This is a genomic window from Paenibacillus sp. S-38 (genome assembly GCF_049942825.1).
In the GTDB taxonomy this organism is placed as follows: domain Bacteria; phylum Bacillota; class Bacilli; order Paenibacillales; family NBRC-103111; genus Paenibacillus_G.
Genome location: NZ_CP187970.1, coordinates 1,670,547 through 1,683,245 on the forward strand (window position 1 = coordinate 1,670,547; position 12,699 = coordinate 1,683,245).

Sequence of the window (12,699 nt, forward strand, 5' to 3'; positions counted from 1 at the left end):
AAGTACTGGAGAAAGGGGCTGTTCTTTCGTGCTGGAAGTCAGCGGGCTTTCTATCCGTTTTCATCGTTATAACCGCCGCTTGCGGCAGAGACATATGGATGCTGTGCAAAACCTTCGGCTATCGATTGCAGCTGGGGAGATCGTGGCGGTGGTAGGTTCTAGCGGTTCGGGCAAAAGCTTACTTGCCCATGCCATCCTGGGCATTCTTCCTGCTAATGCTCAGGTCACCGGCCACATTCGCTTTAAGGGCGAAGCTTTGACCCCGGATAGGCAGAAAGAATTACGAGGAAGAGAGATTGCGCTCATCCCGCAATCCGTGCAATTCCTGGATCCTTTGATGCGGGTCGGCGAGCAAGTACGGCAGTCTGTTCGTCAGGGGAATCCTGAGGAGCTTCAGCGAAAAGCTCTTCGCAAGTACAACCTTGCTGATCTTGTTGCAAAATGGTTCCCATTTCAGTTATCCGGCGGTATGGCTCGTAAGATCCTTGTCTCTACAGCAACAGTGAGTGAAGCTCGTTTATTAATCGCAGATGAGCCGACTCCAGGTCTCGATCCCCGGCAATGAAGGAGACACTGAGTCGTTTTCGTTTGTTAGCAGAGGAAGGCTGCGCCGTAATGCTTATCACACCTGATATTGAGGCAGCTTTAACTGCAGCGGATCGAATTGCCGTTCTTTATGCTGGCAGCGTTGTGGAAATCGCACTTCGCAGCGACTTTACAGGGGGGGAAATTGCTGGCGGGTCATCTGCCTCCCCATCAAGGACATGTAATCCAAGACAACGGATCAATCGCCTACGGTGGACCAAATCCAGTGCAATTGGTGCTCCAACACCCCGAACAAGCAGTAAATCCAAGGTGGAAACTGCGGAAAACTCTTACTGAATCGGGAGGCATTAACGTAAGTATGATGGATGAGCTGGGGATTAAAGAGGAGTGGCTGCATCGCTTTCCCAATGAACTGTCCGGGGGAGAATTGCAGCGGATTTGTGTGGCCAGGGCAGTTGGGCCTAGGACACGGTACTTGATTGCCGATGAAATGACTACCATGCTTGATGCGATTACACAAGCACAAATTTGGCAGGCCTTATTGAGATGGTCTAAACAGAACGGAGTCGGTATCTTGGTCATTAGTCATGAACGCCGCTTGATAGAGAGAATATGCAGCCGTGTTGTGGAGTGGGCAAATGGAGCATACGTGAGATAAGTCCTTACTATTGTGAGACTGGGAACGTTAGTTGAGTGATCCGGGAGCAGTTTGCCGCTGAGCGGCTGCTGCTCCTTCTGCCGTTAAGATAGTTCGATAAAACACTAGGTTGCTTGCTCCCCAAAGGCGCCCAAATTCACGGTTACCACCTCAATCACGTCTTCTACGATCGATTCCAACGAGCGGACCCCAGTGTCTCTGCTCCACTGTAAAGCCGATCCAAATACACCCCAACTGACGACAAGAGCCGCAGCTTCCAGCTTTTCTTGCGGGAGGCTCTGGTTGGGCCTCAATTGAAGCCATTGCAGCAGGAGACGATACAGCTCCTTTTGCATGGCTTTTTCAAGCATCGGCTCAAACTGTTTGTCTCCCGGCGTGATGTACTGTCGAAACCGCACCAGAAATTGAAAGATGGTTTGAACAAGGATGTGCAGATTTTCCTGACTGAAGGCTAAATCATCCGGCAGTCTTTTTTTGATAATGTTTTGAAATTTGTCCGTCATCCAATATTCGAGAAAAGCAAGCTTGTCTTCAAAATGAGCATAGAAGGTTGCGCGGTTGACGGACGCCCGAGTCGCAATGTCGTGCACGGTAATGGAGTAGATGTTTCTCTTTTCGTCGAGCAGGTCATTAAAGCCTTGTATAAACAACTGACGGGTTCTGATTACACGGGGGTCATTGGAATTTACCGGCATGCTAAACCACGCTTTCTTCGGATCTTAGAAACAGACAAAACGGCGATTTTGTTGGGTACCCAACGAAAGTGGCTTTTTGTTGATTGTTCGAAAGAACCAATCCTGTTAATTTTTTCTTATGCCGTATATGGTTGCACAAAAACGTACTGTAAGCAAATCTTCGGCAAAGGAAAGGATGAAGGAAACATGATTATCGTTACTGGAGCAAATGGAAAGTTAGGTCGGGGTGTGGTAGAGCAGTTGCTTCAGCGGATCCCGGCGGAGCAGATTGGTGTCAGTGTCCGAGATGTGAACAAGGCGCAGGATTTAGAGGATCGCGGAGTCCGGGTTCGTCATGGCGATTTCGATGATGAGGAGAGCTTGCTTTATGCTTTTGAAGGAGTGTCGCAGGTTCTCCTTGTTTCTTCCGGTATTTTGGGAGAGGCGGGTATCCGCCAGCATCAAACCGCGATTCACACCGCAAGGAAGGCCGGGGCCGGCAGGGTGCTGTACACGAGTCATATGGGTTCTTCTTCGACATCCTTTTTTTCGCCTATGATTCTTCATGCGGCTACAGAAGTATTGCTTAAAGAATCGGGTATTCCTTACACGTCTCTTCGCAACGGTTTTTACGCCTCTTCATTGGTTGGATTGATTGGTGAAGCCATCAAAACGGGAGAATGGATTGTTCCTGAGGACGGTCCTGTTGCCTGGACAGCGCACTCCGACTTGGCTCAAGGCGCAGCAGTCCTTCTAACCAAGCAGAGCTGGGACGGGCCATCCCCGAATCTAACGGCTTCTGAAGCGATTGACATGGAGGGGGTTGCGGCGATGGTCTCGGATATAGTCGGCCGACCTATCTACCGAAAAGTTGTGACGGACCAAGCGTATCGGGAATATCTGACCGCTCAAGGTTTCCCGGAAGCGCGCATGGAGATCACCATGGGGTTATTTCGTGCTAGCCGCAATGGGGACTTCGCGCACACGAGTAGATCTTTGGCTGACCTGATCGGTCGTCCTCCGATGAGGCTAAGTGATTTTTTGAAAGTGAGTTTATCGGGCAGTGAAGGGGGATTTTAACTATGGGGGGGAGATTTGGATGATGTGATCCGTATTACATACGGGAAGCCGGATCCCATGGGGCCGGCTCAATAAGATGAATCCATCTTGTCGTAGTTCCGCTCTTTCTTAACTAAACTGCTTATAACTTACAAGAATTACATCGTATGAATTAATCGGGCTGTCCGAAAAATCATCCCCCGTACTCCAACCTTTAATATCTACAATATGCTGACCTGGAATTTTTGATAAAAACTTGTTTACCTTCTCTTGAAGGTAAGCCGGACTGCTATCAACTAACAATTCTACCTGTATAACGTATTTTTCTGATGAGGACATCTCTTTGTCACCTCCATCTCAATTTTATTCATCCAAGACGTGACGTAGTACATCCCGTTTTGAAAACAGGAAGAAGGAAAAATGGCCTAAAAAAAACCCACCGTATGATGAGTTATAGTAAATCCATAAGGGTCTTGGCTTGGCCGTGAAGCTTATTCGCTGCTTCTTCAATGGTTATTGAATTCACTCATGGCTTGTTCAATGCGTTGACGGCCATCGACGATCGCTGTATTAGAGCGATTTGTGCCCTCACCAATTTTTGTAATTTGTTTGATAATGGATTCGGTATGTTTGCTTACCTCTACCGTTGCATTCTGAACTTGACCGGCAAGAACGCGTACTTCCTTTGCAACGATGTCAAATCCTCGACCATACTCTCCGGCATGTGCGGCTTCAATTGCTGCATTTAGCGTTACTATACCGAGTATTTGATGCGTAACTCTTTTAGTACGTGTTGTATAGCATAAAAAGCAATAATAGGGGCATATCAGCCATCTTCCTATTATTGCTTTTTTTATGTGAAAGCTATAAGCTTGCCGCCTCGCCATGGTCCATGTTATATATTGGCTAATTCCTTTCGGTTGGGAGCATGAGGGGGTTCCTCTAACCAATGACGTTCAATCAACAGGTCTGTTAAGTCCTTTCCATACTGCATAATCTCAGGTATGAGTTTTGTATACTCAGCAACCAGATCAAGTCGCGTTGTCATAGATAAGGCGCTGCCTATGTAAGTGAGTGCAGCCGAATTGAGCATATTGACAAGGTTTAGGATCATCTTGTCGGAGAATGGAGATTCTGTTGAAGTTGTGACCTCAGTATTCACCATTATCGTCCCAAGAAGCTCATCTTTTATAAATTTCTCATTGATGAATTCGATTTGTTTCCGTGCCATCTCTTTGCCTCGCAGCAGGAGGCTCTTTAGTTTCTCATCCTTGACTACTTGAAGGAAGGCTGTCAGTAAAATCAGACCGAAATAATTACGCTCGATGTTGAAGAACATTTCGGACATCTCTAAAACATTTAAAGTCCGCTGGGGTCCAAACCACCGGGACAGATTGTTTTCTTTTCTATCGACAAAGGAGACGCGATCGGGGTAAGGGATTAAGGGGGGGCGATCATAAAGGCCTTTGGATAACATGATATCCACGGAGTTGCTATACAAATCGGAAGTAGATTGTATGCATTTCGAAAAAAAATCCCGTATATCACTGCGAGCGACGTTGGCCATGTTCATTGCATGCTTAGCTAAACTCAGCCGGCTCATGGCATACACATAACTGAGGGGAAATAAGTCAAAGAACAAGGGGGAGGCTGCCGTATTGAGGTCGGATTCCGAGAATCCTTGCGGCACGGGGAACTGCTCTTTTTCAAAAATATGCTGAATGGTGTTTAGATGGGCATGGGAAATGGACAGCGAGTGTTCGATCAGGGGCTTTACCTCATCATCTTCTACGATGGCCAGAAAATATCTTGAGAATTGGACAGAAATGCTCTCACTTATGTATGTCGTCCAAAGCGCGGCTAATTCCGTTGCCGATAACCCGATTACATGTGTACCCGACATGGGGATCCTCCTTATCAATGTAAATTTATCGAGTAAAGTGTATCCTTTGTGAATTTGAGTTATACAAGGGCGTGGCAATTTATACCGGATGATAATCATTTTGGAGCAGCTCTAAATGATTATAGAATATTGCTCATTTACCGATATAAACAAAGATGACTTACTGTAAGGTTATTATTTCAGAGCCGCTGTGACTACGGAACATACTGCTGACTTTTAATCTACATCATAGAACAGGGCTGATCCTACCATGAACTTAAATGATATACATCATAATGTCCGATATCTTTACCGTGACATACTACGAAGCTGCTGGTTAATTACTGTAATTTATGTGCTCGGTACGGTGACCGAAACTTTTTTCACTGAACATGATCGTTGGCTTTTTCTCTTGCATGCTGTGTTCATTCCAACGCTCAAAATGGCTGCCTTGAATGCAGTACTTGGATTCATTTTTCGTAAAGAAACTCGGTATTCAAAATACCTCCTGATTATTGGAATCAACTTATTCATATGCATCATTATCGTCTCATTGTATGAGCTGCCGATTGTATTCTACTCATTGATCATTCCCATCCTGTTATCCCTTTATTTTTACAGTATACAATTAATTGTTTTCGCCCTTGTTCAGGCCGTGCTTACTGTGATCACCATCAATTTGTTTTCTCCAACCATCGGAGGGATGCTGAAACCTGCTGAATTCATTATGCTGTTCGCACTCCTAACAGCCACGGCTTTAATTATCAATAACCTTCGTAAGCATGCGTTTTCTATAGCTCAGGAGCTTGTCGTCGTGACCCAAGAGAAACAGGACCTTCAAACCAAGAACACGCTGATGGAAAAGCTGAACCGAGTTGATTCAGCTACCGGGCTGTACAATCACCGTTCCTTTCATGAGCACTTAGTCAATGTGATGGGATTGCCAGAAGCTCATTCGCTTCATGTTCATCTTGCCCTATTGGATATCGACAATTTCAAAAAGGTAAACGATACGTTCGGACATGCTGCGGGTGACAGTGTAATTAAATTTGTGGCAAGTCAGCTCAACGCCTTTCTGGATCCGGACGACTTTGTTTCCCGGTATGGGGGAGAGGAATTTGCCGTGCTAAGCGTGGAGAAGGAGATTGGGCGCTTTATTGAGCAATTGGAATCGATCCGCCAAGCCATATCTGAGCAAGAGCATGACAGTCTTAGTGGACAAACGGTGACCGTCAGTATCGGAGTTCATAAGCTGCATCCGCAAATGAGCAAAGAGGAACTCTTTCATCAAGCGGATATGGCATTGTATGAAGCCAAAAATTCAGGGAAGAACCGGACGGTAGTAACCGGTATACAAGAGTTTGTTGAAGAATAGGAAGACCGGCATGGTCTCTCACTTAGTGAGATATCCATGCCGTTTTTTGTTTTTTAAAGAACTATTCAGTGGCCGCATCGGAAGCGAGCGGGGATGATCCGAGTGTAAAGGGTGTTGACAGGACACCGAATGGTGTCATATAATCAAAGTGACACTAAACGGTGTCCGGTTGGTATCCAGCCTTTGGGATGGTTTGGAACCTAAGTCAAGGAGTTTCGTTTGAACCCATGATGAGGAGGAAACAAATGGCTATGATGATCGGTGCGGAAGCAACCGCCAAAGCAGGTATCCAGTTCCGAGGGAAAATGATTGCGTATTGGTCCGTTACCTTACTGCTGGCTTCAACGGTTATGTTAAGCGGGATCGGGCAGCTGATGAAGTTTGGGGGAAACCTCGAGTTAGTGACGAGTCTGGGTTATCCGATCTACGTGTTGACCATCCTCGGGATGTGGAAAGTGCTGGGGGCCATCGCTCTCGTCGTGCCGGGCTTTCCTCGGCTTAAGGAATGGGTGTACGCCGGTATCTTTTTTGTAATGACCGGCGCGGCAGTATCTCATGCGTTCGCCAGCGATTATGGTCCTTACGGATTTTCTATTATCCTTCCGCTTTTCTACGCTGCACTCAATATCGCCTCGTGGGCGCTCCGTCCGAAGAGCCGCATACTTTGAGGAGGTGGTACAATTAACGGCTCTCCCTTCGTACCCACTTTGGAATTCTACTACATAACTAACATTTTGGAGGGGCTGTTGTGAGTGAGAACAACGGGATGCGGGATGTGTTTGACGCTATTGCAGATCCAACCCGGCGTCGACTGATTCGTCTGTTAGCAGAGGCAGAAGAGATACCGCTTCATGAGTTAACGGCACAGTTTGAGATGGGCCGGACAGCGGTATCCAAGCATTTGACAATCCTCAAAGAAGCCGGGCTGGTCCTTGACCGAAAAGTCGGCAGAGAAACGCGATATAGGCTGAACGCCGCTCCATTGCGAGAAATTCAGGATTGGGTGGCTTTCTACAGCAAGTTCTGGGGTGCGAATATGCTGCGCTTGCAGCAGCTATTAGAGGAGGAAGAAGAATGAGTTTAACCTTATCCTTGGATTTTCAATACACGACAACGATTGAGAAGCTTTGGTCCGCCTTAACCGATTCCAGCAAGCTTGCCAAATGGGTGGCCAACATTCAAACCGGTCAGCCGATGGAGAATGATTTTAAGCCTGTCGTAGGACACCGTTTCCAATTTCGCACGGAGCCGACCGAATATTGGAATGGCATTATTGAAGGCGAGGTGCTTCTTGTGGAGGAACCACACCGCTTGTCTTACACTTGGGCGAGCGGCGAGAAGCATACGATCACCTGGACGCTGCAGGAAGTAGGGGACGGAAAGATTAACCTTCATCTTGAACAAACCGGAATCTCAAATGCTCAGGCACTGGGCGGAGCTAAGTATGGCTGGAGTACATGGTGCAGCGAGCTTGAAAAGGTGTTGGCCTAGCATGATGTATCAGGTCGGAGAAACAGAGTCTCCATCTGAGCTGAGCTGAAGACGCGAGAGTCGAGGCACTAGGGGCGGGAAGTTGTCCCAGGCGCGCCCACTGATCAAGCAGGCGGACTTCGAGTCGTGGAAGTGAATCAGGGAACAGCACGCCGTGCGGCAGCTGTTCCCTGCTTTTCGTTATCCAACTTCGTTATCCAACTTCGTTATCCAACGTACATTTGATTGGCCAAGGCTGCAAGTTTAGCTGACGATGAGATAGATGGCCATGTAGATGACCCAGATCCCAAGGGAGAGGATGTTCAAGTAAGATAAGCGAAGAAGGTTAGCCTTGGTCTGCTTGGTGTAGTTATCATTCTCCTCGGTGTTCTGTGTCGAGCCTGCCACCTTGAGTGTAGCAATTACGCTGATCATCCCGATAAGTACCAGGAAGGAATAGTATAGGGTCATGCGGATGCGCCTCCTTTATGCTTATGCTCTTAGTATAAGTGCATGAAGGAGGCGGTGTTGTGACCTGAATCACTAATTCGAACTGATAATATAGACACGCCCAGAAGCTCCCAAGCCTTCAAACTTGGGAGCTTTTCTCTGCGCCAGCCAAGCTCAATTCCTTAGGACTTGAGCTTTCATGTTACTTAGATAACCCAGCCAGCCCCAAGAACGATGACCAGCAGGATGTAAAGCACCAAAATTGCCGCCGTGCTTGTGTAGTACCCTTTTACGCAGCTCATGGTGTTGCCTCCCTTCAGACTGATACTGTAATGTATGATGGTTGATTATCTTGTGTATAGGCAAAACGGTAACCGGCAAGAAATTTGTCTCGGTCCATGAGCCGGGGCAGTCTCCGACACGAACGCCCCCAGCTATCTAGAACACAGTGTATAACAAATGTACTTCCGGATCCCGATATACACCTATAACTTGCTTATCAATAGGGCACAATGTCGGACGATAAAGAGAGGATTTTTTATATGCGGACATGGAAACAAAGCCTGCTGACCGGCATCGTAACTGCCTTGATTATGTCGGCCGCGGGAGAAATAAAAACACCGCCGGTCTTAGCGGCGGCGAAGTTGTACTATGTTTCGGTGTCAGGCAAGGATACGAATACCGGCTCTCTTCAGTCGCCCTGGAAAACGCTTCAGCACGCGGCGAATACGGTTGAGCCGGGAAGTACGGTATTTATTCGGGGTGGGGTATACAAGCAGAAGCTGAAGATCACTCGTTCCGGGTCCAAGAGTGCGGGTGATATAACGTTTGCCGGTTACCCGAATGAAACGGCTGCGATCGACGGAACCGGACTGAACGTAAATGGACAGGAGGGGCTGATCGAGCTTAAAGACGCCAGCTTCATCACCATCAAAGGCTTGGTTGTCCGCAACTTCACTACCTCGAAGAGGGATCAGGTGCCTATCGGAATTTTTGTCCATGGCTCGGGCAGTGATATTCGTCTTACAGGCAATAAAGTATACTCCATCAAGAATACGGCTTCCGTCGGCAGCGATTTGAGCGGCAGAGATGCCCACGGTATTGCGGTTTATGGAACGAGAGCTCCTGCAGCCATCAGCCGATTGACCATCGACGGGAATGAGCTGTATCAGCTCGTGCTTGGCTCCAGCGAGTCGCTTGCCATTAACGGCAACGTGGAGCATTTTACGGTTACGAACAACCTGATCCACGATAACGACAATATTGGTATCGATTTAATCGGCTTTGAAGGCGTCTCGCCGGAGGAGCCGTACGATCAGGTTCGAAACGGCATCGTAAGCGGGAATAAAGTTTACAACATTTCAACGAATTATAATCCTTCCTATGGGAGGAAGCTTCCGAACAAGAGCAACGCTGCAGGCGGTATATATATCGATGGGGGAAGAGACAGCGTTATCGAGCGCAATTACAGCTATGGAAACGATATCGGTATTGAACTCGCGAGCGAGCATGCCGGGAAAGAAACTAGGGGGATTAAGGTGCACAGCAACGTCGTTTACGGCAATCGCTATACGGGAATCGCGCTGGGCGGTTACGACGACGCGCGGGGGGCAGCTGTAAAGAACAGCATTATCAACAACACGCTTTATAACAATAACACGCTGAATGACGGCAGCGGTCAGATCCTGCTCCAACACGATACCCGCGGCAACGTGATCGCCAATAATATCCTGTATTCCGGCAAATCGGATGTATTGATATACAACGAATATAAGACCAACTCCGGCAATATCGTTGACTACAATTTATATTTCGGTCCATTCGGTGCAGAAGATTCCATTTGGTATTGGAAGAATGTCGAATATACCGGACTGCAGAATTATCGGAAGCAAACCGGCAATGACAGGCATTCCTTATTTGCGGATCCCCGATTCGTCAATCTGCGGAAGAGTGACTTTTATTTGACACCCCTTTCGCCGGCTGTAGACGCAGGTATGACCGATGGATCATTTTCGAATATGCTCGATATCGATGGTAAAGACCGGTTGAAAGGCAGCGCGGTTAATATCGGAGCGGACGAATAGATGCAGTAACCTGTGGGAGAAGGGCCTTTACAGGTCTTCGTCTTCGAGTAATGCCTGGAATGGATCATGCTCTTGATTATGCAGGAAAGCCGTTCTTATTGTTTCCAAGGCTCCTCTGCGCATAGCGCTGTGCTTCCTGTCTCATCCTATGGACAGTTCAGAATTCACCAAGAGATGAAGGAGCAGGAGTCGAACATGAAGAAACATTGGCGTAATGTAACGGTACTTGCAGCAGCGTCTTGCCTGGTGCTGACGACAGGATGCGGTCCAACCTTGTCCAAGGAGCAGCAGCAAAGCCAGCAGCAGAGCCTTCCGAGCACGAACGGCCAGTCGGCGAACCGTCTGAAAAGTGAGCAGAGCAATGGAGTCAAACCGCTGGGAACCGGTGGAACGACCCGCATCCAGGCCGCCGGCGGCGGCTCGCAGATTACCGTTCCGGTAGTGGATGTCAACGGTACGGCCTATGTGGTCGCTTCGGATTTTGCCAAAAACCTCGGCTACGATTTTGACTGGGACGCCGAGCGCAACGTGTTCCAGCTGGGGGACCATGATGCGGCGTATGAGTTCACGGCCGGCTCCCCTCAAGCGGAGAAGGAAGACCAGAAGGTCTCGATGAACGAGCCAGTCCTTCTTCAGAATTCACAGGTCCTGCTGCCGGTGGCCTCCCTCACGAGCCTGATGCGGGAGGAACTCACGATCCAGAAGCAGGATAAGAACGTTGTGATTACCGCCTCGGATATGGCGGTGGACGCTTCGATCGACGGGCCGGACGAAGCGAATACCGGTGCAGAGCTCGACTTCGAGGATGATCCGAACGATCCGTTCAAGGGTGTGGAAGAGGATGCTTCTCCGACGATGGGGGCATTCGAAGCGGACGGAACCTCGTTGACGCTGGATGAAGAAGCCCTTCCGGTGCTCAAGAACATCAACGTGCCGGGGATGATCGCCCAGGCCAAGCGTTACCTTGGCGTGAAGTACGATTTTGGGGCGAAGCCTTACTCGCAGTCGGGCCGTTTCGACTGTTCGACTTATACTCGGTACATCTTCGGCAAGTATGGGATTTCTCTGCCCCGGACGGCCCGGGCTCAAGCCAGGCTGGGGACGACGGTCAGCCGTAAGTCGCTGCGCAAGGGGGATCTGATGTTCTTCTACGTGCCGGGCCGGTTCAAGACCAATAAAACGGTCGGCCATGTCGCCATCTACATGGGCAACCAAAAGATGATCCACGCTTCTCCTAAGCCGAAGGACGGCGTACAGATTACCAGCATCAACAAAGCGTACTGGAAGAGGACTTTCTTGCACGCCAAACGGTTCGTTTATTAATGAATCGGGCAGCGCAGCAGCACAAACACCCCGGAGGCCGCATGGCCCCTGGGGTGTTCTTTTGTTCTTGGACATTCTTAGACAAAAATATGCTCCACTTCAAGATCCCTTCTCTCGGAGAGGTCCACGAATTCTCCGTCAAAGTTGACAAGGGGGCGGAAATAATCACAGGGATTGGTCATCACAATGACGCCGACTTCCCCGGTCAGCAGCCGAATCTTTTTGTTAATGAAATTGGGAAGCATGTGGCGGATAAAAGCCTGGGTAATCTCCGGATCCAGCTCTCCGAAGCTGCAGCGGTACAGCTCCCGTAATACATACAGCAGGTCCCGCTTCTTCTGGTAGACCCGTGTGGAGATCATGGCGCTGTAGATATCCGCTACAGCCACGATCTTCGCCATCGGGTGAATGGATTCCTTGCGGAGCTTAAGCGGATAACCGGAACCGTCAAAGCGTTCATGATGCTGCAGGGTGGCCATGGTGATCGCCTCCGGAAAGCCGGAGCGCTTCAGTATTTCATAGCCGAAGACGGTGTGCTTCTTGATCTCTTCGTATTCTTCCGAAGTAAGGCGGCTTGGCTTCTGAAGGATCGCCCGGTCAATACGACACTTGCCGATATCATGGAGGTATCCTGCCCGGCCGGCCAGAAGAGCCTCCTCCTCGGTTTGGCCCATCCATTTGGCAATATAATACGAGATCATGCCTACCTGCACGCTATGCTGATAAGTATAGTCATCCCGGTTGTTCAGGACGAGGAGCAGGGAGACGACATCCTTCTCTTCATGAACCTGATCGGCCAGCGGGTTAAAGCCCCGGGCTACCTGCTCGGGGGAGACGAAGCCTTCCTCCAGCGCTTGTTCGAACGTGGTCTTGATGCCGTCGACCGCTTCCTGATAAGCTGCGAGGGCGGCTTTCTCCCGGGCGGCTTCTCTCGGTTCGGAGGAGAAAGCATAGTCTTCGGCCGGGAGAGCCTCGGCTTCGCCGCTGCGCGGCAGGATATCGACAAGATCAATGCCGAGCCGCTGCAGCTTGTCAAGATCATCGGCACTTAATTCCGTGCCGGCAGATAGAACCAGCAGTCCGCTGGCATGAAACGCGTCCGCGCCGAGTCGGTCTCCGACACGGACATCAGGGGTAGGGATCAGCAAGGAGAGTCACCTCGGGTCATGATGCGATTC

Annotated in this window: 16 protein-coding genes; 9 read left to right on the forward strand and 7 right to left on the reverse strand. The window is 49.2% G+C overall.

Going from position 1 to position 12,699, the window contains the following annotated elements:
* Positions 1-28 precede the first annotated feature (28 nt).
* Complete coding sequence (locus ACP26L_RS07965) at positions 29-565, forward strand: ATP-binding cassette domain-containing protein (RefSeq protein WP_426451994.1); 537 nt, start codon at positions 29-31, stop codon at positions 563-565.
* A gap of 111 nt (positions 566-676) precedes the next feature.
* Complete coding sequence (locus ACP26L_RS07970) at positions 677-1,204, forward strand: ATP-binding cassette domain-containing protein (protein ID WP_426451995.1); 528 nt, start codon at positions 677-679, stop codon at positions 1,202-1,204.
* A gap of 104 nt (positions 1,205-1,308) precedes the next feature.
* On the opposite strand, the gene ACP26L_RS07975 is transcribed toward ACP26L_RS07970, so the two are convergent.
* Positions 1,309-1,794, reverse strand: a complete 486-nt coding sequence (locus ACP26L_RS07975; RefSeq protein ID WP_426451996.1) for a TetR/AcrR family transcriptional regulator — start codon at positions 1,792-1,794, stop codon at positions 1,309-1,311.
* On the opposite strand from ACP26L_RS07975, the gene ACP26L_RS07980 reads away from it, so the two are divergent.
* Positions 1,690-2,958, forward strand: coding sequence for an SDR family oxidoreductase (locus ACP26L_RS07980; RefSeq protein ID WP_426451997.1), 1,269 nt, complete (start codon positions 1,690-1,692; stop codon positions 2,956-2,958). The genes ACP26L_RS07975 and ACP26L_RS07980 overlap by 105 nt on opposite strands.
* Positions 2,959-3,066: 108 nt before the next feature.
* Here the strand turns inward: ACP26L_RS07980 and ACP26L_RS07985 are convergent, their stop codons facing one another.
* The 3 genes from ACP26L_RS07985 to ACP26L_RS07995 form a co-directional block, all read right to left on the reverse strand.
* Complete coding sequence (locus ACP26L_RS07985; protein WP_426451998.1) at positions 3,067-3,276, reverse strand: hypothetical protein; 210 nt, start codon at positions 3,274-3,276, stop codon at positions 3,067-3,069.
* Positions 3,277-3,443: 167 nt separating this feature from the next.
* Positions 3,444-3,824, reverse strand: a complete 381-nt coding sequence (locus tag ACP26L_RS07990) for a methyl-accepting chemotaxis protein (RefSeq protein WP_426451999.1) — start codon at positions 3,822-3,824, stop codon at positions 3,444-3,446.
* 8 nt (positions 3,825-3,832) lie between these two features.
* A complete protein-coding gene (locus ACP26L_RS07995) occupies positions 3,833-4,840 on the reverse strand; it encodes a DUF3231 family protein (RefSeq protein WP_426452000.1) in 1,008 nt (335 codons plus the stop codon).
* A 334-nt stretch (positions 4,841-5,174) separates the two neighbouring features.
* On the opposite strand from ACP26L_RS07995, the gene ACP26L_RS08000 reads away from it, so the two are divergent.
* The 4 genes from ACP26L_RS08000 (at position 5,175) to ACP26L_RS08015 (ending at position 7,685) form a co-directional block, all read left to right on the forward strand.
* Positions 5,175-6,194 (forward strand): GGDEF domain-containing protein, encoded by a 1,020-nt coding sequence (locus tag ACP26L_RS08000; protein WP_426452001.1) that lies wholly within the window; start codon positions 5,175-5,177, stop codon positions 6,192-6,194.
* 245 nt (positions 6,195-6,439) lie between these two features.
* On the forward strand, positions 6,440-6,862 hold the full coding sequence (locus tag ACP26L_RS08005) for a DoxX family protein (RefSeq protein WP_426452002.1): 423 nt from the start codon (positions 6,440-6,442) through the stop codon (positions 6,860-6,862).
* Between the two features lie 80 nt (positions 6,863-6,942).
* On the forward strand, positions 6,943-7,272 hold the full coding sequence (locus tag ACP26L_RS08010) for an ArsR/SmtB family transcription factor (RefSeq protein WP_426452003.1): 330 nt from the start codon (positions 6,943-6,945) through the stop codon (positions 7,270-7,272).
* The gene (locus tag ACP26L_RS08015; protein ID WP_426452004.1) at positions 7,269-7,685 is read left to right on the forward strand and encodes an SRPBCC family protein; all 417 of its coding nucleotides are present in this window, start codon (positions 7,269-7,271) and stop codon (positions 7,683-7,685) included. Before ACP26L_RS08010 ends, ACP26L_RS08015 begins: the two co-directional genes overlap by 4 nt.
* Positions 7,686-7,928: 243 nt before the next feature.
* Here ACP26L_RS08015 and ACP26L_RS08020 read toward each other — a convergent pair whose 3' ends face one another.
* Positions 7,929-8,135, reverse strand: a complete 207-nt coding sequence (locus ACP26L_RS08020) for a hypothetical protein (protein WP_426452005.1) — start codon at positions 8,133-8,135, stop codon at positions 7,929-7,931.
* Between the two features lie 185 nt (positions 8,136-8,320).
* The gene (locus ACP26L_RS08025; protein WP_426452006.1) at positions 8,321-8,416 is read right to left on the reverse strand and encodes a YjcZ family sporulation protein; all 96 of its coding nucleotides are present in this window, start codon (positions 8,414-8,416) and stop codon (positions 8,321-8,323) included.
* A gap of 240 nt (positions 8,417-8,656) precedes the next feature.
* On the opposite strand from ACP26L_RS08025, the gene ACP26L_RS08030 reads away from it, so the two are divergent.
* Complete coding sequence (locus tag ACP26L_RS08030; protein ID WP_426452007.1) at positions 8,657-10,198, forward strand: DUF1565 domain-containing protein; 1,542 nt, start codon at positions 8,657-8,659, stop codon at positions 10,196-10,198.
* 195 nt (positions 10,199-10,393) lie between these two features.
* The gene (locus ACP26L_RS08035; protein WP_426452008.1) at positions 10,394-11,521 is read left to right on the forward strand and encodes an NlpC/P60 family protein; all 1,128 of its coding nucleotides are present in this window, start codon (positions 10,394-10,396) and stop codon (positions 11,519-11,521) included.
* 77 nt (positions 11,522-11,598) lie between these two features.
* Here the strand turns inward: ACP26L_RS08035 and ACP26L_RS08040 are convergent, their stop codons facing one another.
* Positions 11,599-12,669, reverse strand: a complete 1,071-nt coding sequence (locus tag ACP26L_RS08040) for an HD-GYP domain-containing protein (RefSeq protein WP_426452009.1) — start codon at positions 12,667-12,669, stop codon at positions 11,599-11,601.
* Between the last annotated feature and the right edge of the window lie 30 nt (positions 12,670-12,699).

What these genes read in the sequence shown, in the direction of transcription:
- ACP26L_RS07970 (WP_426451995.1), top strand. Translation starts at nt 677, where the DNA reads ATGCTGGCAGCGTTGTGGAAATCGCACTTCGCAGCGACTTTACAGGGG.
- ACP26L_RS07985 (WP_426451998.1), bottom strand. Translation starts at nt 3,276, where the DNA reads ATGTCCTCATCAGAAAAATACGTTATACAGGTAGAATTGTTAGTTGAT.
- ACP26L_RS07990 (WP_426451999.1), bottom strand. Translation starts at nt 3,824, where the DNA reads ATGGCGAGGCGGCAAGCTTATAGCTTTCACATAAAAAAAGCAATAATA.
- ACP26L_RS07995 (WP_426452000.1), bottom strand. Translation starts at nt 4,840, where the DNA reads ATGTCGGGTACACATGTAATCGGGTTATCGGCAACGGAATTAGCCGCG.
- ACP26L_RS08005 (WP_426452002.1), top strand. Translation starts at nt 6,440, where the DNA reads ATGGCTATGATGATCGGTGCGGAAGCAACCGCCAAAGCAGGTATCCAG.
- ACP26L_RS08015 (WP_426452004.1), top strand. Translation starts at nt 7,269, where the DNA reads ATGAGTTTAACCTTATCCTTGGATTTTCAATACACGACAACGATTGAG.
- ACP26L_RS08020 (WP_426452005.1), bottom strand. Translation starts at nt 8,135, where the DNA reads ATGACCCTATACTATTCCTTCCTGGTACTTATCGGGATGATCAGCGTA.
- ACP26L_RS08025 (WP_426452006.1), bottom strand. Translation starts at nt 8,416, where the DNA reads ATGAGCTGCGTAAAAGGGTACTACACAAGCACGGCGGCAATTTTGGTG.
- ACP26L_RS08030 (WP_426452007.1), top strand. Translation starts at nt 8,657, where the DNA reads ATGCGGACATGGAAACAAAGCCTGCTGACCGGCATCGTAACTGCCTTG.
- ACP26L_RS08035 (WP_426452008.1), top strand. Translation starts at nt 10,394, where the DNA reads ATGAAGAAACATTGGCGTAATGTAACGGTACTTGCAGCAGCGTCTTGC.